We start from the raw sequence: 23345 nt of genomic DNA on the forward strand, positions 1-23345 counted from the left end.
CGCGTGAGGCGCACGGCCGATCCGGTGGATCCCGCGCGCGTGGAGCGCAGACGCGCCGCGGTGCCGGCCCCGCATCATCAAGCACGCGCGCGTAACCCGTTCGAGTGCGCCGGGTGCGCGTCGCCGCCGCCGCGGACGTGCGCGCTGGTAGCGGTGGGACATGCTGCTCACCCCTCGCGCCCGGCTGAAATCCGCGCTCCTCGCCTCGGCCGTATCCGTCTGCCTCGTCGCCGCGAGTGCCCCGGAGGTCCCGCTCGGCGTCGGCGACCGCCTCTTCCCGTTCCTGGGCAACCCCGGCTACGACGTCGCCTCGTACGACCTCGCCTTCGTCTATCCCGGCACCAACACCAAGCCCCTCCAGGCGGTCACCACCATCGACGCCTGGACCACCACGGCCCTGGACCGCATCAACCTCGACTTCGCCCAGGGCAAGGTCGAATCGGTCGAGGTCGACGGCGACCCCGCCACCTTCACCAGCGCCGGCGACGATCTCGTGGTCACCCCGGAGGACGCGCTGCCCGCCGGCAGCTGGACGCGGATCACCGTGCGGCACACCAGCGATCCGGTGAGCACCGGCGGCCGGGACGGCGGCTGGGTGCGGACCGCCGACGGCCTCGCCATGGCCAACCAGGCGGACGCCGCGCACCTGGTCTTCCCGTGCAACGACCACCCGTCCGACAAGGCGATGTTCACCGTCCGGATCACGGCCCCCAACGGCTACACGGCCGTCGCGGGCGGGCTGCCGACCGGTGTCGAGCGGGTCGGCAAGGCCACCACCTGGACCTATCGCACCCAGCACCCCATGGCCACCGAGCTCGCCCAGGTGTCCATCGGCCGCTCCACGGTCGTGCACCGCGAGGGGCCGCACGCACTGCCGGTACGGGACGTCGTACCCACCAAGGACCGCGAACTCCTCGAACCGTGGCTGAAGAAGACCCCCGACCAGATCGCCTGGATGGAGGGCAAGGTCGGCCCGTACCCCTTCGAGACCTACGGGCTGCTCATGGCGGAGGCCTCCACCGGCTTCGAACTCGAGACGCAGACCCTCTCCCTCTTCGAGCGGGACCTCTTCACGGAGCCCGGCTACCCCCAGTGGTACATCGAGTCGATCATGGTGCACGAGCTGTCCCACCAGTGGTTCGGCGACAGCGTCAGCCCGCGCACCTGGTCCGACCTGTGGCTCAACGAGGGACACGCCACCTGGTACGAGGCGCTGTACGCCGAGGAGAAGGCGGGGCGCACCCTGGAAGCGCGGATGAAGGCGGCGTACGGCGCCTCCGACCGCTGGCGCTCCACGGGCGGCCCGCCGGCGCAGCCCAAGGCCCCCAACCCCGGCCAGAAGATCAGCATCTTCCGGCCCAACGTCTACGACGGCGCCGCCCTCGTCCTGTACGCCCTGCGTCAGGAGATCGGCCGGGCCGCGTTCGAGCACCTGGAGCGCGCCTGGGTGCACAACCACCGGGACTCCACCGCGACCACGGCCGACTTCGAGCGCCTCGCCCAGGAGATCTCCGGACGGGATCTGGCCCGGTTCTTCAAGGACTGGCTGTACGGCGAGAAGACGCCGCCGATGCCCGGCCACCCCGACTGGAAGCCGGCGGCGCCGGTCGCCAAGGGCGAGCCGAAGGTCGCCCCACCGGTCGCGCGGGCCGCGAAATAAGGCCGTGACGAGACGGGCCGTACCGTGCGACCATCGTGAGGTCGGTGCAGCGCGGGACGCGGGAATCTCCCGGGGCCCTCACGCGTTGTCCACCATGAAGGCAGCCGTACCGGCATCCAACGACGTAAGGACCCAATGACCTCCTCTTCTTCCCCTTCCCAGGACACCCAGCGCGTTGCGCACGCCTACCCCGAAGGTCTCCGGGCCGATGCCCTGATGGAAGAGGACGTCGCCTGGAGCCACGAGATCGACGGAGACCGGGACGGCGACCAGTTCGACCGCTCCGAGCGCGCGGCCCTGCGCCGCGTGGCGGGTCTCTCCACCGAACTCGAGGACGTCACCGAGGTCGAGTACCGCCAGCTCCGCCTGGAGCGGGTCGTGCTCGTCGGCGTCTGGACCACGGGAACCGCGCAGGACGCGGACAACTCCCTCGCGGAGCTGGCCGCCCTCGCGGAGACGGCGGGCGCTCTGGTGCTCGACGGCGTCATCCAGCGCCGTGACAAGCCCGACGCGGCCACCTACATCGGCTCGGGCAAGGCCCAGGAGCTGCGCGACATCGTGCTCGAGACGGGCGCGGACACCGTCATCTGCGACGGTGAGCTGAGCCCGGGCCAGCTGATCCACCTCGAGGACGTCGTCAAGGTCAAGGTCATCGACCGGACGGCCCTGATCCTGGACATCTTCGCCCAGCACGCCAAGTCCCGAGAGGGCAAGGCGCAGGTGGCGCTCGCGCAGATGCAGTACATGCTGCCGAGGCTGCGCGGCTGGGGTCAGTCGCTGTCCCGCCAGATGGGCGGCGGCAAGGGCGGCGGCCTCGCCACCCGTGGCCCCGGTGAGACCAAGATCGAGACGGACCGGCGCCGGATCCGCGAGAAGATGGCGAAGATGCGCCGGGAGATCGCGGAGATGAAGACCGGCCGCGAGATCAAGCGCCAGGAGCGCAAGCGCCACAAGGTGCCGTCCGTCGCCATCGCGGGCTACACCAACGCAGGCAAGTCGTCCCTGCTCAACCGCCTCACCGGCGCGGGCGTCCTGGTCGAGAACTCCCTGTTCGCGACCCTGGACCCGACCGTGCGCCGGGCGGAGACGCCGAGCGGCCGCCTGTACACGCTGGCGGACACGGTCGGCTTCGTCCGGCACCTGCCGCACCACCTGGTCGAGGCGTTCCGTTCCACCATGGAGGAGGTCGGCGAGTCCGACCTGATCCTGCACGTGGTGGACGGCTCGCACCCGGACCCGGAGGAGCAGCTGGCCGCCGTGCGCGAGGTGGTCCGGGACGTCGGCGCCACCGGCGTGCCCGAGATCGTCGTGATCAACAAGGCGGACGCGGCCGACCCGCTGACGCTCCAGCGGCTCATGCGGATCGAGAAGCGCTCCATCGCCGTCTCGGCCCGCACCGGCCAGGGCATCGACGAGCTGCTCGCGCTGATCGACAACGAGCTGCCGAGGCCGTCGGTCGAGGTGGAGGCGCTCGTGCCGTACACCCACGGTGGTCTGGTCGCCCGTGCTCACACCGAGGGCGAGGTGATCTCCGAGGAGCACACGGCGGAGGGCACCCTGCTGAAGGTGCGGGTGCACGAGGAGCTGGCGGCGGACCTCGCGCCGTACGTGCCGGCTCCGCTCGCCTGAGCCGTCCACCCCGTTCCGCGCCCGAAGGCCCGGCCCCGCGTCACGCGGGGCCGGGCCTTCGGTGCGTGCGGCGCTGGTGCGCCGGCTCACCTGCCGCCGTACGTCTTGCTCATGTTCTCGTAGAGGGCCTCGGCCTCCCGGCCGAGCTGGGGACCCGCCAGCCAGCTGTTGTCGGCCGGGCCGATCGAGGTGTTGGAGACCAGCGCGGTTCTGCCGTCGACCACCCGGAACCAGCCGCCGCCGGACGAACCGCCGGTCATCGAGCAGCCGATGCGGTACATCGTCGGCAGCGACGGGTCGAGGGAGAACCGCCCGGGCCGGTCGAGGCACTTGAACATCTTCAGCCCGTTGTAGGGCGGCGCCGCCGGGTAGCCCCAGGCGCCCATCGAGGCCACCTCGGTCGCGGACGGCGCGGAGAAGTCCACGTCCAGCGCCGCGCCGACCGTCTCCTCCAGCGACTCGGAGCCCTGCTCCGGCGTCACGTGCAGGACGGAGTAGTCGTACGCCGCCCCCGCACCGCCCGTCTCCGAGCCGCCGGCGATCCACTCGTTCGACGTGGACGCCCAGTCGGCCCACCAGTTGCCGTAGGGGGCGATCTCCGACGCCGTGGCGTCGCCGAGCCGGGCCTCCGACTTGCCGAGGTCGTTGTAGGCCGGGACGAAGACGAGGTTGCGGTACCAGCCGCCGTCGCCCCCGGCGTGCACACAGTGCCCGGCTGTCCACACGAGGTTGGACTTGCCCGGGTGGTTCACGTCCTTGACGACCGTGCCGGAGCAGACCATCGCCCCCTCGGGCGAGTCGAAGAAGACCTTGCCGACGGGGGCCGCGTTCTCGTGGTACGGCGTCTTCTCGGCCTGCGCCTTCACGGCCGCCGGATCAGGGTCGCTGACGCCCTGGTCGGCGGCGGCGTCCTTCGTGGTGACGGTCTTGTCGGCCTCCTTCGCGGACCGCATCCGCTCGGGCTTCCAGAGCCCCTCGATCACCGGATTGGCGAAGTCCTCGGCGGCGCTGAGCCACTTGTCCTTGTCCCAGTCCTGCCAGCCGCCGTCGGCCCACTTGTCGATGTCGACGCCGTGCTTCTCGAGCTTGTCGGCGATGTCGGCCGGGACCTCGACCTTGCCACCGGAGGAGCCGGTGGCCGTGGCGGTGGCGTGCGCGGCGCCGTCCTCGGTGTCGTCGGAGCCGTCGCACGCGGTCGCCGTCAGGATCAGGGCGGTGACGAGACCGGCCGCGAGCAGGGTGCGCCGTCGGCCGTGTGGCCGCGCGCCGGGTGTGCGTGTGGAACGCATGGTGCGATGTCCCCCGTTGATGCGTGTGTCGGTGAAGCGTGTGCAGGTGAGGCGCGTAAATCCTCGGGCGCCCGAGGCCGCACCGTAGTGTCATGGGCCTGACAGGCGCAGCGCCGGGTCGACGCGGCGTCCGCCCACGGACAACACCCCATGATGCCCGTGGAATTCGGGACGAACGGCGGTGGGACGGTGAAGGTTCCCGTCAGGCGTCCCACCGCCGGTCAAGCTACTGACCGGCGAACTTGTCGCTCACCGAGTCGTACACGCCCTTGGCCACGTCACCCAGCCGCGGCCCCGCGAGCCACCCCGCGTTCACGGGGCCGATCGAGGTGTTGGACACCAGCGCGGGCTTCCCGTCCGATCCCGTCGCGACCCAGCCGCCGCCGGACGAACCGCCGGTCATCGTGCAGCCGATGCGGTACATCGTCGGGTCCGAGGAACTCAGCGAGAACCGCCCCGGCTTGTCCTGGCACTGATAGAGCTTCTGACCGTCGTACGGCGCCGCCGCCGGGTAGCCGGTCGCGGTGATGCCGCTCACCTTCGGCACCGCGGGGGCGTTGAAGTCCACCGGGAGCGCCGAACCGACCGTCTCCTCCAGGGACTTGCCCGTACCGCCCTTCTCCGGCGTCACATGGATGACGGCGTAGTCGTACGAGGCGCCGTCACCGCCGGTCTGGCCGCCCTGCGCGATCCACTGGTCGGACGTCTTCGTCCAGTCGCCCCACCAGACGCCGTAGGGAGCCGCCTGCTCCGTGGTGGCCGTCTCCAACTGCTCGGCCGACATGCCCGAGTCGTTGTACGACGGCACGAACGCGATGTTGCGGTACCAGCCGCCGCCCTTGCCCGCGTGCACACAGTGCCCGGCCGTCCACACCAGGTTGGACTTGCCGGGGTGAGCCGGGTCCTCCACGACCGTGGCCGAGCAGACCATGGTGCCCTCGGGGGAGTCGAAGAACACCTTGCCCGCCTCGGCGGCGTTCTCGTGGTACGAGGGCGGAACGGCCTTCGCGTCCACCGCCTCCGGCGTCGGGTCCGTCACGCCCTGGTCGCCGGAGAGGTCGTTCTCGTCGACGCTCCGGTCCGGGTCCTCGGCCTCGCGCATCCGGTCCGGGTCCCACAGCCCCTGGATGATCGGGTTGATGTAGTCCTGCGCCTCACGCAGCCAGTCGTCCCTGTCCCAGTTCTTCCAGGCGCCGTTCTTCCACTTGTCGAGATCGATCCCGTGCTCTTTCAGCCTGTCCTTGATGTCGTCCGGGATCGTGATCTTGCCGTCGGCGCCGGTGGACGCCGTCGCGGCGGCCTGGTCGTCCGCCTGGGTGTCGCCCGAGTCACAGGCGGTCGCGGTGAGCGCGAGCACCGAGGCCAGGGCCAAGGCGCCCAGTACGGGGGAGGTTCTGCGGCGCGCGTTCCTCCCCCGCCGAGCGGTGAACGACGGCCGTATGGATCGCATGATCTGACTCCCCCTGCTGTCAACGAACTTGAAGTACCGGCCGCCCCCGCCGAGTGGAACTCATGGTGATCTCACACCGAGTTCAAGCGGGTCTCACGGCCATGTGTGATGCCACCACACGATATGCGGTCGCCGCGGGCGACTCCCGACCGAATGGCAACTGTTCCGCCACAGACCGCAGACAGAACCGGCCAGGAGCGTCCAGGAGCGGCACCGCGGCGGGCGGTCCGGGGTGGCCCGTCCGGACGGGCACGGTCATTCTCGGCACGACCCGTAACCAGCAGGGCCGTCCGGTGTTGGTAGCGATGAGGGCTGATGTGTCTGCTCGCCCTGGGACCCGCGGCAGGACAGGGGGAGGCGTGGCCGTGACCGAGCCAGTACCCGAGGAGGCCCCCTCGGGGCATGTCACCGGAACCCGCCCCGGCGGAGCCCCTGACGCCGGATCGCCTGTCGCCGGCTCCCCCGTCGGCGGAACTCCCGCCGCAGGAGACGTCGTCGCCGGCAGGGAGCACGCCGGGAGGCGGACGGGTGGACGGCCCGCGCACGAGGGGATCCTGCGGCGCCAGTCGGCCCGGGAGTCCGCGGCGCGCACCTATGCCCGTGCCCTCCCGATCGTGCCGGTACGGGCACGCGGGCTGACCATCGAGGGGGCGGACGGCCGCCGTTACCTCGACTGTCTCTCGGGCGCCGGAACACTCGCGCTCGGCCACAACCATCCCGTCGTGCTGGAGGCCATCCGCAAGGTCCTCGACTCGGGTGCGCCCCTGCACGTCCTCGACCTCGCCACCCCGGTCAAGGACGCCTTCACCACCGAACTCTTCCGGACCCTGCCGCCCGGTCTCGCGGACCACGCGCGCGTGCAGTTCTGCGGGCCGGCCGGTACGGACGCCGTGGAGGCCGCCCTCAAGCTGGTCCGGGCCGCCACCGGCCGCACCGGCGTCCTGGCCTTCACCGGCGCGTATCACGGCATGACCGCCGGATCCCTCGAAGTCTCCGGGGGCGCCTACGACGTGCGGGTGGCGCGGCTGCCCTATCCGCAGGACTACCGCTGTCCTTTCGGTGTCGGCGGGGAGCGGGGCGCCGAACTAGCCGCCCGCTGGACCGAGTCCGTCCTCGACGATCCCAAGTCGGGGGTGCGGCAACCCGCCGGGATGATCCTCGAACCGGTCCAGGGCGAGGGCGGGGTGATTCCCGCGCCGGACGGGTGGATGCGGCGCATGCGGCAGATCACGGCCGAGCGCTCGATCCCGCTGATCGCCGACGAGGTCCAGACGGGGGTGGGCCGGACCGGCGCCTTCTGGGCGGTGGAGCACAGCGGGGTCGTCCCCGACGTGATGGTCCTGTCCAAGGCCATCGGGGGCAGCCTGCCGCTCGCCGTCGTCGTCTACCGTGACGCCCTGGACGTCTGGCGACCCGGTGCGCACGCGGGCACGTTTCGCGGCAACCAGCTCGCCATGGCCGCCGGTACGGCCACCCTCGCCTACGTCCGCGAGAACCGTCTCGCCGAACGAGCGGCCGTCCTGGGAGACCGCATGCTCGGCCAACTCCGCCGGCTCGCCGAGGATTTCCCGTGCATGGGAGACGTACGGGGGCGGGGGCTGATGATCGGGGTCGAGATGGTGGATCCCGACGGCGAGAGCGGCTCCGGCGCCGTCGGCGCCCCGCGGGATGCGGCGCACGGCGTGGCGCGAAACCATGGAGCGCCCGGCTCGTCGGCCTACGGTGTCCAGGACCCTGACTTCGGGTCCCGCCCGGCGCCTCCCGCCGCTCCCGCGCTGGCCGCCGCCGTCCGCCGGGAGTGTCTGCGGCGGGGCCTCATCGTCGAGCTCGGCGGACGTCACGCCGGCGTCGTACGGCTGCTTCCGCCCTTGACGATCACCGACGAGCAGGCCGCCGCGGTGCTCGACCGACTGGCGGACGCGATGGCGGCGGTGTCGCGCCGCCATCTCCGCGGCGCGGGCCGCGAAGTGCCCGATCAGCTGAGGCAGCAGCCTTGTCCCGAGCACCAGCCCCAGCACCGGCAACAGCAGGAGAGCCGGCAGGACCAGGGCCGGAGCCGGTCGGACCGGCTCCGGGACGGCCGGGCCGAGTGGGCGGAGTAGCCAAGGGCGACCGCAGGCGCACCCCCGCGACCGCGGACGCCGGACGTACCGGCGTCGACCCCTCCATCGGGGTGCGACGCCCGCGCGACCCGCGCATGAGCGAGCTCCGCGCCACCGCCGGCTCGCCGCCGACCCCACCACTTCACGAGGAACGACCTTGACCACCTCCTTCCGTCAGTCCGCCTCCCTGGCGGCGCCCGTCCCCCACCAGCAGGGGGACGCCGCTCACGCCGAGCCGCTGAGCCACGCCGCCGATCTCCTGGACCACCCCGATCCGCACACGGCGGCCGACGCGGCTGCCGTGGAGAACCTGCTGCGTTGCTGGGTGCGTGAGACGGGCCTGTCCGCACCCCGGGACGGCGTTCTGCGCGTGCCGCTGCCCGCCAGCGGCATCGCCCTGCTCGTCCCCGTCCACCACTGGTCCCCGACCGGCTGGCACCGCTTCGGCCTCCCGCGCTTCGCCGGCGCACCCGAGCAGTCCCCGCCCGCGAACGCCGTCACGGTCGCGGCGCTGATGGTGCGCGAGACGCTCCGGGCCGCCGACCTGTCCGGCGCTTCTGGTGCGCCCGGTGCGCCCGGTGCGTCCGGCGGATCCGATGCGTTCGTTGCGACCGCCGATGCCTTGGCGGCTCCCGAGGGTGTCGTCCCGGTGGCGCGGGCCACGGCAGCCGAAACGACGCCGCGTCCCGCGCTCACGGACACCAGCGGCGGCGAAGGCACCGACCTCGTCGCACGCGTGGCCGACTCGGTCCGCCGCACGGCGGTGTTCATCCGCGACCGCCGGGAACGCCCCGACGACCGGGCCGACCTCTTCCTGAACGCCGAACAGGCACTGGTGCTCGGGCATCCGCTGCACCCGACGCCCAAGAGCCGGGAAGGCCTCTCGGACGGCGAGGCGCGGCGCTACTCACCCGAGTCGTGCGGCTCCTTCCCCCTGCGCTGGCTCGCTGTCGCTCCCTCTGCGGTCGCCGCGGACTCCGCCTGGACCGAGGGCGGCCGCCCCGTCCCCGCCGAGCGGTTGACGGCCCGACTCGGCGGCGCCGGGCTGCCGTTGCCGACCGGGTTCGCCGCCCTGCCGGTGCACCCGTGGCAACTGCGCGACGTCCGCCACCGCCCCGAGGCCGAGGCCCTGTTCGACGCCGGACTCCTCCAGGACCTCGGCGCCCATGGCCCCTCCTGGTACCCGACCTCCTCGGTGCGCACCGTTCATCGGCCCGGAACCCCCGCGATGCTCAAACTGTCGCTCGGCCTGCGCATCACCAACTCCCGTCGTGAGAACCTCCGCAAAGAACTCCACCGCGGTGTCGAGGTGCACCGCCTCCTGCGCGCGGGCCTGGCCGAGGAGTGGCAGGCGGCCCACCCGGACTTCGACATCGTCCGCGACCCGGCCTGGCTCGCGGTCGACGGTCCTGACGGCCTCCCGCTGACGGGCCTCGACGTGATGATCCGCCACAACCCGTTCGCCCCGGAGGACGACGTCTCCTGCGTCGCCGGTCTCGTAGCACCCCGGCCCGACTCGGTCTCTCCCCGCTCCCGGCTGGCCGCGATCGTCGGGCGTCTCGCCGAACGGACGGGCAGGCCGGTGCCGGCTGTCGCCGCCGAGTGGTTCCTGCGCTACCTGGAGCAGGTCGTCCGCCCTGTCCTGTGGCTCGACGGCGAGGCGGGGATCGCCCTGGAGGCGCATCAGCAGAACACGCTCCTCCTCCTGGACCCCGAGGGCTGGCCCGCCGGCGGCCGCTACCGCGACAACCAGGGCTACTACTTCCGTGAGTCCCGCCGCGCGGAACTCGAGGCCCGGCTGCCCGGCATCGGGGTACGCAGCGACACCTTCGTGTCCGACGACGTCACCGACGAGCGCTTCGCCTACTACCTGGGCATCAACAACGTGCTCGGACTCGTCGGAGCGTTCGGCTCCCAGCGGCTCGCCGACGAGCGCCTGCTGCTCGCCGCCTTCCGGCGCTTCCTCACCGCCGCCGCCACCGGGCCCCGGCGGCTGCGCGGTTCGCTGGCCGCCCGGCTGCTCGACTCGCCCCGCCTGCGCTGCAAGGCCAATCTGCTGACCCGGTTGCACGGCCTCGACGAACTCGTCGGTCCCGTGGACACCCAGTCCGTCTACGTCACCATCGCCAACCCCCTGTACTCCTGAGCCGTCGCCCCACCGGCGATCGGACCATGCCATTCCCAGGGACACGTCCCGCCCGACGGGGAACACGTCCCGCCCGACCTGCTGAGAGGAGCTGCCGTGGCTCCCGTAGAGACGGCCCCCGACAGCCGTACCCCTCCTGTCGCCTCCGATCTGCTCGACCGCGTCGGCTGCTGGGGTCCGACCGCCACCCCGGCAGGTGTTTTCCACCTCGTACCAGTCCAGGTCGAGAGGGACCTCCCGCTCGTCTGCCGGTGGATGAACGACCCCGTCGTCGCGGCCTTCTGGGAGCTGGCGGGCCCCGAATCCAGGACGGCGCGACATCTGCGCCGGCAACGCGCGGACGGGCGCAGCGTCCCCTGCCTCGGGGTGCTGGAGGGGCGGCCCATGAGCTACTGGGAGATCTACCGGGCGGACCTCGACCCGCTGGCGTGCCACTATCCGGCCCGACCGCACGACACCGGCGTCCACCTCCTCATCGGCGGTGACGCCGACCGCGGGCGAGGCCTGGGCGGTCGCCTGCTCACGGCCGTCGCCGACCTGATCCTCGACAGGAGGCCGGCCTGTACCCGCGTCCTCGCCGAACCCGACCTTCGCAACATTCCGTCCATCGCCACCTTCCTCGGCGCGGGTTTCCGGTTCCTCGCAGAGATCGACCTGCCCACCAAGCGGGCCGCGCTCATGGTGCGGGACCGGGTCCCTGTGATCTGTCGTGACGCTGAGTGATCAATCCGTCACAGGTGGAACGCGTGTCGTGACGCGTCGGTTCCCGCTCCCGCCGCCCGGCTTCCCCGCCCTCATCGAGAGACGCAGAGTCTTGATCCGTTCCCTCCCGTCCGCCTTGACCACACGTTTGTCAGTGCCGCGCCGTAGGGTGGTCGCGCTATGACGAAGCCCTCACTCCCCGAACTCCTGCACGCTGCCGTCACCGCTGTCGGCGGCACGGAGCGCCCCGGCCAGGTGACCATGGCCGAAGCCGTCGCCGAGGCGATCGACGACGGATCCCATCTGCTGGTCCAGGCCGGCACCGGCACCGGTAAGTCGCTCGGCTACCTCGTGCCCGCACTCGCGCACGGGGAGCGCGTCGTGGTCGCGACCGCCACGCTGGCCCTCCAGCGCCAGCTCGTGGAGCGGGACCTGCCGCGCACGGTCGACGCGCTGCACCCGCTGCTGCGCCGCCGTCCGGAGTTCGCGATGCTCAAGGGCAGGTCGAACTACCTGTGTCTGCACCGCCTCCACGAAGGCGTCCCGCAGGACGAGGAGGAGGGCCTCTTCGACCAGTTCGAGGCGGCCGCGCCCACCAGCAGGCTGGGCCAGGACCTGCTCCGGCTGCGGGACTGGTCGGACGAGACCGAGACCGGTGACCGGGACGACCTCACGCCCGGTGTCTCCGACCGCGCCTGGGCGCAGGTGTCGGTGTCCTCCCGCGAATGCCTGGGAGCCACGAAGTGCGCCTACGGCGCCGAGTGCTTCGCGGAGATGGCCCGTGAGCGTGCCAAGCTCGCCGAGGTCGTCGTCACCAACCACGCGCTGCTCGCCATCGACGCCATCGAGGGGGCGCCGGTCCTTCCGCAGCACGAGGTGCTGATCGTCGACGAGGCGCACGAGCTGGTCTCGCGCGTCACCGGCGTGGCCACCGGCGAGCTCACTCCCGGCCAGGTCAACCGGGCCGTGCGCCGGGCGGCGAAGCTGGTCAACGAAAAGGCCGCCGACCAGCTCCAGACCGCCGCCGAGGGCTTCGAGCGGCTCATGGAGCTGGCGCTGCCCGGCCGCCTGGAGGAGGTCCCGGAGGACCTCGGATATGCCCTCATGGCCCTGCGCGACGCCGCGCGGACCGTCATCTCGGCCATCGGCGCGACCCGCGACAAGTCCGTCCAGGACGAGGACGCGGTCCGCAAGCAGGCCCTCGCCTCCGTGGAGTCCGTGCACGACGTGGCGGAGCGGATCGTCAACGGTTCCGAGTGGGACGTCGTCTGGTACGAGCGGCACGACCGCTTCGGCGCCTCCTTGCGCGTCGCGCCCATGTCCGTGTCGGGCCTGCTGCGGGAGAAGCTCTTCGCCGACCGCTCCGTGACCCTGGCCTCGGCGACCCTGAAGCTGGGCGGGGACTTCAACGGCGTGGGCGCCTCGATGGGGCTGGCCCCTGAGGGCACCGAGGGCGAGGACGTCCCGCAGTGGAAGGGCATCGACGTGGGGTCGCCCTTCGACTACCCCAAGCAGGGCATCCTCTACGTGGCCAAGCACCTGGCCCGTCCCGCGCGGGACGGCGACCGCGGCGACATGCTGGACGAACTGACCGAGCTGATCCAGGCGGCCGGCGGGCGCACGCTCGGTCTGTTCTCCTCGATGCGGGCCGCTCAGCTCGCCGCCGAGGAACTGCGCACGCGCGTTCCCGAGTTCCCGATCCTCCTCCAGGGTGAGGAGACGCTCGGCGAGCTGATCAAGAACTTCGCGGCGGACCCGCAGACGTGCCTCTTCGGCACGCTGTCGCTCTGGCAGGGCGTCGACGTGCCCGGTCCCAGCTGCCAGCTCGTCGTCATGGACAAGATCCCGTTCCCGCGCCCGGACGACCCGCTGATGAGCGCCCGCCAGAAAGCGGTGGAGGACGCCGGTGGCAACGGCTTCATGGCCGTCGCGGCCACCCATGCGGCGCTGCTGATGGCCCAGGGCGCGGGACGGCTGGTCCGCGCGTCGGGGGACCGCGGTGTGGTCGCCGTACTGGACCAGCGGCTGGCGACGGCCCGCTACGGGAGCTATCTCAAGGCGTCCCTGCCGGACTTCTGGTACACCACCGACCGCAACCAGGTCCGCAAGTCCCTCGCGGCCATCGACGCGCTCGCCAAGCAGGCGGAAGCGCAGTGAGGGCGCAGGCGCGGTGAAGGAGGGGGCCGCGCCGGGACCGTGGCGGCCCCCTCCTTCCTGGCCGAACGGGCACAGCACAGGGCCCCGGAACCGGCGCAGGGATCCCGGGGCCCAGTTTCAGGGGCGGACGGAGGAGCCCGCCCTCCGCCGCATTCAGATGCGGCGGAGTACGGCCACCACCTTGCCGAGGATGGTCGCGTCGTCGCCCGGGATCGGCTCGTAGGCCGCGTTGTGCGGGAGGAGCCAGACATGGCCGTCCTCGCGCTTGAAGCGCTTGACGGTGGCTTCGCCGTCCAGCATCGCCGCGACGATGTCGCCGTTCTCGGCCACGGGCTGGCGGCGGACGGTGACCCAGTCGCCGTCACAGATCGCGGCCTCGATCATCGAGTCACCGACGACCTTCAGGACGAACAGCTCACCGTCACCCACCAGCTGGCGCGGGAGGGGGAAGACGTCCTCGACCGACTCCTCGGCGAGGATCGGGCCACCGGCGGCGATGCGGCCGACCAGCGGGACGTACGACGCGGCGGGCTTGCCGGCGGTGTCCGTGGGCTGCACGGAGCTGGCCTGGTCGGAACCTCGTACCTCGTAGGCGCGCGGCCGGTGCGGGTCGCGGCGCAGGAAGCCCTTCCGCTCCAGTGCCATCAGCTGGTGGGCGACCGAGGACGTGCTGGACAGGCCGACCGCCTGACCGATTTCCCGCATGGACGGCGGGTAGCCGCGCCGCTGTACGGAGTCCCTGATGACCTCGATCACTCGGCGCTGCCGGTCGGTGAGTCCCGAGCTGTCGGCGCGGATGCCTGGAGGTCGTCCAGGCAGAGAGCGCTTGTGCGTCTCGGGATTCATGGCTTCGTTCATCGCATGCACCGGCTCGAGTCGGCCCTGGGAGCGGTCCTGGGCAGTGATGGTGGCACTGTCTGCGGTGGTGGTCACGTCGGCCCCTCTCGATTGTCTCCCTGCTGGACAACGGTAGTTGCTTTCGAAAGGTTGCGCCAAACACACGTTCGAGTGAAAAAGCGTGGATAGCCTGACTTGATCATGTGTCTGGGTGTATGGCTAACATTCCGCCCGGCGGACAAAAGGGCTCATTGTTGTACTCTTCACCGCCGGGACGGATGACCTTGCGAGGTGTGGCCTCAGTCTGCCATCCGGCGCCCCGTGGACCGGGAATTGCCCCCGCTCTGCGCGAGAGTCCCACCTCTCCTCCCTGCGGCGCCCACGTTATCGCCGTATCCGGTGTGCCGATACGGCCGCACGCGCGCGTGTGCGGGTGGTTTTCGGGTGCTGGGCGTGACGGCGGGATCGCGGGGGGTGAAGGCGTCGGGCGCGACACGCGATGCAGCCTGGATGTATGGGCCACGACCCCATATGTAGTGGTTGGATTGCACCAGCAGCCCAGAAGTTGTGGTCCCCAGTGTCTTCGGACGCTCATGGATCCCCTATGCTTGGGGCTGCTTCGAGGGGCCCGTGAGGTCCGGCGAGGCCATTGAGTCTGCTGTGAGGAGGGTTGGAGTTCCATGCACTGTCCCTTCTGCAGGCACCCCGACAGCCGCGTCGTCGACAGCCGTACGACGGATGACGGCACGTCGATCCGCAGGCGCCGCCAGTGCCCTGACTGCTCCCGTCGTTTCACGACCGTGGAGACGTGCTCGCTCATGGTGGTGAAGCGGTCCGGAGTCACCGAGCCCTTCAGCCGTACCAAGGTCATCAACGGCGTGCGCAAGGCATGCCAGGGGCGGCCTGTCACCGAGGACGCGCTGGCCCAGCTCGGCCAGCGGGTCGAGGAGGCGGTGCGGGCCACCGGGAGCGCCGAGCTGACCACCCATGACGTGGGGCTGGCCATACTCGGCCCGCTGCAGGAACTCGACCTCGTCGCCTATCTGCGATTCGCCTCCGTCTACCGGGCGTTCGACTCGCTCGAGGACTTCGAGGCCGCCATCGCGGAACTCAGGGACCAGACGGCAAGCCCCGCCGCGGACGACGACGACCGCGAGGGCGATGCAGTTCATGTCGTGGGGAGCCGGGAAGACGAAGGCGGGCCCGGAGGGACCGTGCAGGTCCCCGAGCCCGCCCACGCCGCCGACTGACCGAAGGCCGGAACCGGGGTTTCGAGTCCGGGGACGGTCGGGCGGCGGCGGACCAAGACCTGCTGTGGGTGATCGCGCGTGGGTGCCCACAGCACAAGACAGAACACCGTGTCACGGGAACAAACGTGGCATTTTAGGGCGTTTATCGCCCGTAGAGGGAGGCGGCATGACAGAGACGGCGAGCGGTCCGGCACGAGGTTCCCGAGCCAAGGGCACCAAGACCACCAAGGGCCTGCGCATCGAGCGCATCCACACGACCCCCGGCGTGCACCCCTATGACGAGGTGGCCTGGGAGCGTCGTGACGTCGTCATGACCAACTGGCGCGACGGCTCGGTCAATTTCGAGCAGCGTGGCGTCGAGTTCCCCGACTTCTGGTCGGTGAACGCGGTCAACATCGTCACCAGCAAGTACTTCCGTGGTGCCGTCGGCACCCCGCAGCGCGAGACCGGCCTCAGGCAGCTGATCGACCGCATCGTGAAGACGTACCGGAAGGCCGGCGAGGACCACAAGTACTTCGCCTCGCCCGCCGACGCCGAGATCTTCGAGCACGAGCTGGCGTACGCCCTCCTGCACCAGATCTTCAGCTTCAACAGCCCGGTCTGGTTCAACGTCGGTACGCCGCAGCCCCAGCAGGTCTCGGCCTGCTTCATCCTGGCCGTCGACGACTCCATGGAGTCGATCCTCGACTGGTACAAGGAAGAGGGCATGATCTTCAAGGGCGGCTCCGGCGCCGGCCTGAACCTCTCCCGTATCCGCTCCTCCAAGGAGCTCCTCTCCTCCGGCGGCAACGCCTCCGGCCCCGTCTCGTTCATGCGTGGCGCCGACGCCTCCGCCGGGACCATCAAGTCCGGTGGCGCCACCCGTCGTGCGGCCAAGATGGTCGTCCTCGACGTGGACCACCCGGACGTCGAGGACTTCATCGCCACCAAGGTGAAGGAGGAGGAGAAGATCCGCGCCCTGCGCGACGCGGGCTTCGACATGGACCTGGGCGGGGACGACATCACGTCCGTCCAGTACCAGAACGCCAACAACAGCGTCCGTGTGAACGACGAGTTCATGACGGCCGTCGAGAACGGCACCGAGTTCGGCCTGCGCGCCCGTATGACCGGCGAGATCATCGAGAAGGTCGACGCCAAGGCGCTGTTCCGCAAGCTCGCCGAGGCCGCGTGGGCCTGCGCCGACCCGGGCATCCAGTACGACGGTGTGATCAACAACTGGCACACCTGCCCCGAGTCCGGCCGGATCACCGCGTCGAACCCGTGCAGCGAGTACATGCACCTGGACAACACGTCCTGCAACCTCGCCTCGCTGAACCTGATGAAGTTCCTCAAGGACGACAGCAAGGGCAACCAGTCCTTCGAGGCCGACCGCTTCCAGAGGGTCGTCGAACTCGTCATCACCGCGATGGACATCTCCATCTGCTTCGCGGACTTCCCGACCCAGAAGATCGGCGAGAACACGCGCGCGTTCCGCCAGCTCGGCATCGGCTACGCCAACCTCGGCGCCCTGCTGATGGCGACCGGCCACGCCTACGACTCCGACGGCGGCCGCTCGCTGGCCGGCGCCATCACCTCCCTCATGACGGGCACGGCCTACCGCCGCTCCGCCGAACTGGCCTCCGTCGTCGGCACCTACGACGGCTACGCCCGCAACGCCGACGCCCACAACCGCGTCATGAAGCAGCACTCCGACGCCAACGGGGCGGCCGTCCGCATGGACGACCTCGACTCCCCGGTCTGGGCCGCCGCCACGGAGGCGTGGCAGGACGTCCTGCGGCTCGGCGAGAAGAACGGTTTCCGTAACTCCCAGGCGTCCGTGCTCGCCCCGACCGGCACCATCGGTCTGGCGATGTCCTGCGACACCACCGGCGTCGAGCCCGACCTCGCCCTGGTCAAGTTCAAGAAGCTGGTCGGCGGCGGCTCGATGCAGATCGTCAACGGCACCGTCCCGCAGGCCCTGCGCCGCCTGGGCTACCAGGAGGAGCAGATCGAGGCGATCGTCGCCCACATCGCCGAGCACGGCAATGTGATCGACGCCCCCAGCCTCAAGCCGGAGCACTACGAGGTCTTCGACTGCGCCATGGGCGAGCGCGCCATCTCCCCGATGGGCCACGTCCGCATGATGGCCGCGATCCAGCCCTGGATCTCCGGTGCCATCTCCAAGACGGTCAACATGCCGGAGACGGCGACCGTCGAGGAGGTCGAGGAGATCTACTTCGAGGCCTGGAAGCTCGGCGTCAAGGCGCTCGCGATCTACCGCGACAACTGCAAGGTCGGCCAGCCCCTCTCCGCGAAGACCAAGGAGAAGGAGAAGACCGAGATCACCGAGAAGGCCGAGGAGACGATCCGCACCGCGGTCGAGAAGGTCATCGAGTACCGCCCGGTCCGCAAGCGTCTGCCCAAGGGCCGGCCCGGCATCACGACCTCCTTCACGGTCGGTGGCGCCGAGGGCTACATGACCGCCAACTCCTACCCGGACGACGGTCTCGGCGAGGTCTTCCTGAAGATGTCCAAGCAGGGTTCGACCCTCGCCGGGATGATGGACGCCTTCTCCATCGCGGTCTCCGTGGGTCTCCAGTACGGCGTCCCGCTGGAGACGTACGTCTCGAAGTTCACCAACATGCGCTTCGAGCCGGCCGGCATGACCGACGACCCGGACGTGCGGATGGCGCAGTCGATCGTCGACTACATCTTCCGTCGCCTGGCGCTCGACTTCCTGCCGTTCGAGACGCGTTCCGCGCTCGGCATCCACTCCGCCGAGGAGCGTCAGCGCCACCTGGAGACCGGTTCCTACGAGCCGACCTTCGAGGAGGAGAACGTGGACGTCGAGGGGCTCGCGCAGTCCGCTCCGCGTCAGACGGACCTGAAGGCCGTCGCCACTCCCAAGGCCGAGGCCGAGGTGGCGGTGCCCGCCCCGAAGCAGGCCCACACCAGCGCCGAGCTGGTGGAGATGCAGTTGGGCATCCAGGCCGACGCCCCGCTGTGCTTCTCCTGCGGCACGAAGATGCAGCGGGCCGGTTCCTGCTACATCTGCGAGGGCTGCGGCTCGACGAGCGGCTGCAGCTGATCGCCGTCGCGCCGGTCAGGTCGCGATGACCTGACAAAGGGCGGTGGAGCCGGGTCCCGGCTCCACCGCCCTCGGTGTCTCTCGGCAGGTTCCCCGTCCGCGAGGCGTCGGTGGCGTCCTCCGTGCCTTCAGGAGTGGCGCACCTGGCCCATGGTCCTCGTGAACGTCGCCGGGTCGTCCTCGAAGCCCTGGACGCCGGGGTGGAACGACCATCCGTCGGACGACTCGCGCAGGAACTCCCCGACCGTCGCCGCGGTCGCTCCGAGGACGCCGGCGAAGTCGTCCTCGTCCAGGACGGTGTAGCCCTCCCGTATCCGGAAGGCGGGGTTGAGCACACCGACGAACGTCCGGGGCTCCGGGTTCTGCTGGATGACGACACCGACGACGACGCGCGCGTACCGTGCGTCCAGGCGGTCGAGCTCCAGCGTCATCACCTCGTCCCAGCCGAAGCCCTTGCCGTCCTTGCTGTCCCGGTTGAGATAGATCGTCCCGTCGGGGGAGCGGCTGTCGAAGTGGACCACGTAGTCAGGGGCGCCGTGCGGATCGCTCTCCAGGTACGTGGCGGCCACGATGTCCAGGTCGGTGGGTGGCTGACCGGTGGGACTCGGGTCCCACTTCAGCGCCATCTCGACCTTGCGGATTCCCTTGTTGAGGCCGCTCACCGGAATTACCCTCCCCGTTTCCCCGTCTGACAACGCACCGAACCCGCCTGCTTCCAGGGCCGGTTGCCCATCCTGCCACGCGCGTGTGCGCCCTCGCAGCGTCGCTCTGCGAACGAGGGTGACCAACGCCACGCCCACTGGCCGTACGATGGCGCGGTGCTGGTCAAGTGGATTCGCTGCACCGTGGTGGACCGCCGCGGTTTCGAACGGGGACAGCGAAAGTGGGCGGGGCTTCTGGGGGAGCCGGGGTTCCGGGGGCAGGGCGGGGGCTGGAGCAGGGGGCGGCCCTCCGTCGCGCATGTCTTCGCGTTCTGGGAGAGCCGCGCCTTCTACGACTCCTTCATGGCGCGTTCCCATGATCGGCTCGCGGCGGCTCAGTCGGGCACGTTCAAGGACGCCCAGGTGCGGCTCTTCGACTACCGCTTCGACGTGAAGACGGGCTTCGAGCCCCGCTTCACCGACTCCGACCTGCTGCGGGTCGCGCTCTGCCGCGTCCACGAGGAACGCGCCGAGCACTTCACCCTCATGCAGGAGAAGGTGTGGAACCCCGCCATGGCCGGCTCGCCCGGCATGATCCGGGGGATGTTCGCCGAGGCGCCCGGGCACGAGTTCATGGTGCTCTCCATGTGGCGCTCGGAGGCCGAACATGGAAAGTACCGGACCGAACGCGTGGAGCGGCTCGCGCTGCGCGCCCAGACGGAAGCGGACATATCCGCCCTCACCGGTGACATCGTCGAACTCGAGTCGACCTGGACGGTTTGAGAACCGGATTCACTGCCGGACGCGTCGATCGTGTGCTGTATGCGCTTTCTCCTGCGGGATTTGTGTGACCTACGCTGTATGGAGGCCGTACGAGTGCTCAGTCGGCCGTCACCCGATCTAGGGTTTTGGCATGGCACGACCACGGCGCATCGTCCTTGTCCGGCACGGGGAGTCAACGGGCAATGTTGATGACACCGTCTACGAGCGTGAACCCGACCATGCACTGGCCCTCACCGAGCGAGGGTGGCAGCAGGCCGAGGAGACGGGAAAGACCCTGCGGGAGGTGTTCGGCCGCGAGCGGGTCAGCGTGTACGTCTCGCCCTACCGGCGTACCCACGAGACGCTCCGGGCCTTCCATCTGAACCCCGAGCTGATACGGGTACGCGAGGAGCCCAGGCTGCGCGAGCAGGACTGGGGGAACTGGCAGGACCGCGACGACGTACGGCTGCAGAAGACCTATCGGGACGCCTACGGGCACTTCTTCTACCGCTTCGCCCAGGGCGAGAGCGGCGCCGATGTCTACGACCGGGTCGGCGGCTTCCTGGAGAGCCTCTTCCGCAGCTTCGAGGCTCCCGACCACCCGCCGAACGTACTCATCGTGACCCATGGCCTCGCGATGCGGCTGTTCTGCATGCGCTGGTTCCACTGGACGGTCGCGGAATTCGAGTCCCTCGCGAATCCGGGGAACGCCGAGATGCGGATGCTCGTTCTCGGGGACGATGACAAGTACACCCTCGACCGGCCCTTCACCCGCTGGCGCGATCCGGAGCCGTACGGGATCAGCGGATAGAGTGGCAGAGCGATGACCTCCGACTTCTCTCCCGACCGTCGCCTGGAGCGCGCGCTGGCCAGCCTGCGCGGCCTCGCCGTGGGTGACGCGCTGGGCTCCCAGTTCTTCGTGCCGGTGAACTACCCGCTGCTCCAGCGACGCGAGCTGCCGGCCGGCCCCTGGCAGTGGACCGACGACACCGAGATGGCCTGCTCCGTCGTGGCCGTCCTGGCCGACCACCACCGCATCGATCAGGACGCACTGGCCCAGTCCTTCGCGCGGCACCACGACTTCGACCGCGGGTACGGTCCCGCGGTCAACCGGCTGCTGAGGCTGGTCAGGGAGGGGGCCGACTGGCGTGAGCTGTCGGCGGCCCTGTTCAACGGACAGGGGTCCTGGGGCAACGGCGCCGCGATGCGCGTCGCCCCGCTGGGAGCCTGGTACGCGGACGACCCCGAGCAGGCGACCCACCAGGCCGAGATCTCCGCCTACCCCACGCACCAGCACCGGGAGGCCGTGGTCGGGGCCATGGCCGTCGCCGCGGCCGCCGCCCTGGTCGGCGCCCCGGAGGGCCCGCCCAGTGCCGAGGCGCTGCTGGACGGCGTGGTCGCCCTCGTCCCGAAGAGCGCGGTCGGCGCCGGCCTGCGGCGCGCCAGGGACATGCTCGACTACGCCGACGCCGCCACCGTCGCGGCGGTGCTGGGCTGTGGGAGGCGCACGTCGGCGCACGACACCGTGCCGTTCGCGGTCTGGTCGGCGGCGCGGGCTCTCGGTGACTACGAGGCGGCGTTCTGGACGACCGCCCAGGTCGGCGGGGATGTGGACACGACCTGCGCCATCGTGGGCGGGATCCTGGCGGCCGGCAAGGCAGGGAGCCCTCCGCAGGCGTGGTCCCGGCAGGCGGAGGCGCTGCCGGCGTGGATGCCCGCGCGTCACGAGGTGCCGGACGCCTGAACGGGACAGGCGCCTGACCCCTTGCGGACGGGGTTCGTGGTGAGCGGGCGGCGCCTCGGCGTGGATGGGCCTGCGTCGGCACCCGGGGCGGGGCCGCGCGTCGGCCGCCGGGAACTCTCGGTGTCCGATGGGAACTCTGCGTGACCGTCCGTGCGTTGTTCCGGTATCCGCATGGCGACCTGTGCGTGCGGGTGGGCGTGGGACGACGGAGGGGGTGCGCGTGCGGTTCGACCTGTCGGCGATCATGACGGTGACGGTGGCGGGAAGCCGCGCGGGCCGACCCGGAAGCGGCGGACGCGCCTGCGTCGTGACAGGCGGTGGCACTCCCCGGTCGGCCCGTGGCGCCGTCGCGTCAGACCACTGTGGGGGCGCCCGTGCCGGACAGTGCCTCCAGGTCGCTCTTCCGGACACGGATGACGAACCACGCCGTCACCAGGGCGAGCACAGCCATCGCGGCGGCCGGGACGAAGGCCGTCGAGATGCCGTGGGCGAGCACGTCATGGCCCCAGGGGGCGGGCAGCTGACCCGTCTTGGCGAACTCCGCCTTCTGTTCCGCAGTTCCGTCCGCGAGGAACTTCGGCAGCTGCTTCTCCGCCTCGTCCTTGCTGGCCGTGCCGAAGACGGTCGTCAGGATGGACAGGCCGAGCGAACCGCCCACCTGCTGAGTGGCGTTGAGCAGACCGGACGCGGCGCCGGCTTCGTGCGGGGCGACGCCCGAGACGGCGGTGACCGTCACCGTGACGAAGTTCAGTCCCATGCCGAAGCCGAAGACCACCATGGGGCCGAGCACTCCGCCGAGGTAGGAGCTGTCGGGGCTGATGAAGGCCTGCCAGGTGAGGCCGAGGGCCACCAGCGCGGAGCCGACGAGCATGAAGGGCTTGGGGCCGAGGGTGGGCAGGAAGCGCTGCGACAGCCCCGCGCCCACCGCGATGGCGACCGTGACGGGCAGGAAGGCGAGACCCGACTTGATCGGGCTGTAACCCAGCACGTTCTGCACGAAGAGCACGATGTAGAAGAACATGCCGAACATGGCCGCGGCGAGGCTCAGCATGATCACGTACGTGCCGGAGCGGTTGCGGTCGGCGAACATCTTCAGCGGAGTGATCGGCTCCTTGGCCCGCGCCTCCGTGAACACGAAGGCGACCAGCAGGACCAGGGCGACCGCGAAGGCGCCGACGGTCAGGCCGTCCCGCCAGCCTTCCTCGGCCGCCCGGATGAACGCGTAGACCAGGGAGGCCATGCCGAGCGTCGAGGTCAGCGCGCCGGCTATGTCGAAGCGTCCGGGGTGGCGTTCGGACTCGCTGATGTAGAGCGGCGTGACGACGGCGATGAGGACGCCGATGGGCACGTTGACGAACAGCACCCAGCGCCAGTCGAGCCACTCGGTGAGCATGCCGCCCGCGAGCAGACCGATGGCGCCACCGCCCGCGGAGACCGCGGCGAAGACGCCGAAGGCCCGGTTCCGCTCGGGCCCCTCGGGGAACGTGGTGGTGATGAGCGCCAGCGAAGTGGGCGAGGCGATCGCGCCTCCGACGCCCTGGAGCGCGCGTGCGGCGAGCAACTGCCAGGGTTCCTGCGCGATTCCGCCCAGCAGCGAGGCGAAGGTGAAGAGCAGGATGCCGGCCATGAACACGCGTCGCCGGCCGAGGATGTCCCCGGCCCGGGCGCCGAGCAGCAGCAGGCCGCCGAAGGTGAGCGTGTAGGCGCTGACCACCCAGGTGAGATCGGTGGTGCTGAACCGCAGCGCGTCTTGAATGTGCGGAAGCGCGATGTTCACAATCGTCGCGTCGAGTACCACCATGAGCTGGCAGGCCGCGATCACGGTGAGTGCGATGCCGGGATGCCCCTCCCGGCGGGCCGCCCCGGGTTTCTGGTTCTGAGTCAGCTGAGAGGTTGTCACTATGAGTCC

At 70.5% G+C, this 23345-nt stretch carries 16 protein-coding genes; 11 read left to right on the forward strand and 5 right to left on the reverse strand.

Going from position 1 to position 23345, the window contains the following annotated elements:
- Positions 1–160 precede the first annotated feature (160 nt).
- Positions 161–1660, forward strand: coding sequence for a M1 family metallopeptidase (locus J2X68_RS29735; RefSeq protein WP_310435684.1), 1500 nt, complete (start codon positions 161–163; stop codon positions 1658–1660).
- A 135-nt stretch (positions 1661–1795) separates the two neighbouring features.
- Positions 1796–3289, forward strand: coding sequence for a GTPase HflX (gene hflX / locus J2X68_RS29740; protein ID WP_310435685.1), 1494 nt, complete (start codon positions 1796–1798; stop codon positions 3287–3289).
- An 86-nt stretch (positions 3290–3375) separates the two neighbouring features.
- Here the strand turns inward: hflX and J2X68_RS29745 are convergent, their stop codons facing one another.
- Positions 3376–4578 (reverse strand): hypothetical protein, encoded by a 1203-nt coding sequence (locus J2X68_RS29745; protein WP_310435686.1) that lies wholly within the window; start codon positions 4576–4578, stop codon positions 3376–3378.
- A 226-nt stretch (positions 4579–4804) separates the two neighbouring features.
- A complete protein-coding gene (locus J2X68_RS29750; protein WP_310435687.1) occupies positions 4805–6028 on the reverse strand; it encodes a hypothetical protein in 1224 nt (407 codons plus the stop codon).
- Positions 6029–6387: 359 nt separating this feature from the next.
- Between J2X68_RS29750 and J2X68_RS29755 the strand changes: the two genes are divergently transcribed.
- The 4 genes from J2X68_RS29755 (at position 6388) to J2X68_RS29770 (ending at position 13135) form a co-directional block, all read left to right on the forward strand.
- A complete protein-coding gene (locus J2X68_RS29755; protein WP_399041148.1) occupies positions 6388–8130 on the forward strand; it encodes a diaminobutyrate--2-oxoglutarate transaminase family protein in 1743 nt (580 codons plus the stop codon).
- A 157-nt stretch (positions 8131–8287) separates the two neighbouring features.
- On the forward strand, positions 8288–10276 hold the full coding sequence (locus J2X68_RS29760) for an IucA/IucC family protein (RefSeq protein WP_399041151.1): 1989 nt from the start codon (positions 8288–8290) through the stop codon (positions 10274–10276).
- Between the two features lie 18 nt (positions 10277–10294).
- Entirely contained in the window at positions 10295–10999 is a 705-nt protein-coding gene (locus tag J2X68_RS29765) for a GNAT family N-acetyltransferase (protein WP_399041189.1), read from the forward strand.
- Positions 11000–11158: 159 nt separating this feature from the next.
- Positions 11159–13135: an ATP-dependent DNA helicase gene (locus tag J2X68_RS29770; RefSeq protein ID WP_310435690.1), complete on the forward strand. Its 1977-nt coding sequence runs from the start codon at positions 11159–11161 to the stop codon at positions 13133–13135.
- A 153-nt stretch (positions 13136–13288) separates the two neighbouring features.
- Here J2X68_RS29770 and lexA read toward each other — a convergent pair whose 3' ends face one another.
- Entirely contained in the window at positions 13289–14068 is a 780-nt protein-coding gene (lexA, locus tag J2X68_RS29775; protein ID WP_310435691.1) for a transcriptional repressor LexA, read from the reverse strand.
- Positions 14069–14652: 584 nt separating this feature from the next.
- On the opposite strand from lexA, the gene nrdR reads away from it, so the two are divergent.
- A complete protein-coding gene (gene nrdR / locus J2X68_RS29780) occupies positions 14653–15222 on the forward strand; it encodes a transcriptional regulator NrdR (protein ID WP_310435692.1) in 570 nt (189 codons plus the stop codon).
- A 166-nt stretch (positions 15223–15388) separates the two neighbouring features.
- A complete protein-coding gene (locus tag J2X68_RS29785; protein WP_310435693.1) occupies positions 15389–18289 on the forward strand; it encodes a vitamin B12-dependent ribonucleotide reductase in 2901 nt (966 codons plus the stop codon).
- A gap of 128 nt (positions 18290–18417) precedes the next feature.
- Here the strand turns inward: J2X68_RS29785 and J2X68_RS29790 are convergent, their stop codons facing one another.
- On the reverse strand, positions 18418–18951 hold the full coding sequence (locus J2X68_RS29790; RefSeq protein ID WP_399041154.1) for a TerD family protein: 534 nt from the start codon (positions 18949–18951) through the stop codon (positions 18418–18420).
- A gap of 156 nt (positions 18952–19107) precedes the next feature.
- On the opposite strand from J2X68_RS29790, the gene J2X68_RS29795 reads away from it, so the two are divergent.
- From J2X68_RS29795 to J2X68_RS29805, 3 genes are all read left to right on the forward strand, one after another.
- Positions 19108–19713, forward strand: coding sequence for a YdbC family protein (locus J2X68_RS29795; protein ID WP_310435695.1), 606 nt, complete (start codon positions 19108–19110; stop codon positions 19711–19713).
- A gap of 130 nt (positions 19714–19843) precedes the next feature.
- Positions 19844–20503, forward strand: coding sequence for a phosphoglycerate mutase family protein (locus tag J2X68_RS29800; protein ID WP_310435696.1), 660 nt, complete (start codon positions 19844–19846; stop codon positions 20501–20503).
- 12 nt (positions 20504–20515) lie between these two features.
- Positions 20516–21436, forward strand: a complete 921-nt coding sequence (locus J2X68_RS29805) for an ADP-ribosylglycohydrolase family protein (protein WP_310435697.1) — start codon at positions 20516–20518, stop codon at positions 21434–21436.
- Positions 21437–21788: 352 nt separating this feature from the next.
- Here the strand turns inward: J2X68_RS29805 and J2X68_RS29810 are convergent, their stop codons facing one another.
- A complete protein-coding gene (locus J2X68_RS29810; RefSeq protein ID WP_310435698.1) occupies positions 21789–23336 on the reverse strand; it encodes an MFS transporter in 1548 nt (515 codons plus the stop codon).
- Between the last annotated feature and the right edge of the window lie 9 nt (positions 23337–23345).

The sequence above is a fragment of the Streptomyces sp. 3330 genome (assembly GCF_031456635.1).
Lineage (GTDB): Bacteria > Actinomycetota > Actinomycetes > Streptomycetales > Streptomycetaceae > Streptomyces.

Bases quoted from the DNA above. Each gene is read 5' to 3' on its own strand.
- nrdR (WP_310435692.1), top strand. From the start codon at position 14,653: ATGCACTGTCCCTTCTGCAGGCACCCCGACAGCCGCGTCGTCGACAGC.
- J2X68_RS29750 (WP_310435687.1), bottom strand. From the start codon at position 6,028: ATGCGATCCATACGGCCGTCGTTCACCGCTCGGCGGGGGAGGAACGCG.
- J2X68_RS29745 (WP_310435686.1), bottom strand. From the start codon at position 4,578: ATGCGTTCCACACGCACACCCGGCGCGCGGCCACACGGCCGACGGCGC.
- J2X68_RS29805 (WP_310435697.1), top strand. From the start codon at position 20,516: ATGACCTCCGACTTCTCTCCCGACCGTCGCCTGGAGCGCGCGCTGGCC.
- hflX (WP_310435685.1), top strand. From the start codon at position 1,796: ATGACCTCCTCTTCTTCCCCTTCCCAGGACACCCAGCGCGTTGCGCAC.
- J2X68_RS29735 (WP_310435684.1), top strand. From the start codon at position 161: ATGCTGCTCACCCCTCGCGCCCGGCTGAAATCCGCGCTCCTCGCCTCG.
- J2X68_RS29770 (WP_310435690.1), top strand. From the start codon at position 11,159: ATGACGAAGCCCTCACTCCCCGAACTCCTGCACGCTGCCGTCACCGCT.
- J2X68_RS29800 (WP_310435696.1), top strand. From the start codon at position 19,844: ATGGCACGACCACGGCGCATCGTCCTTGTCCGGCACGGGGAGTCAACG.
- J2X68_RS29785 (WP_310435693.1), top strand. From the start codon at position 15,389: ATGACAGAGACGGCGAGCGGTCCGGCACGAGGTTCCCGAGCCAAGGGC.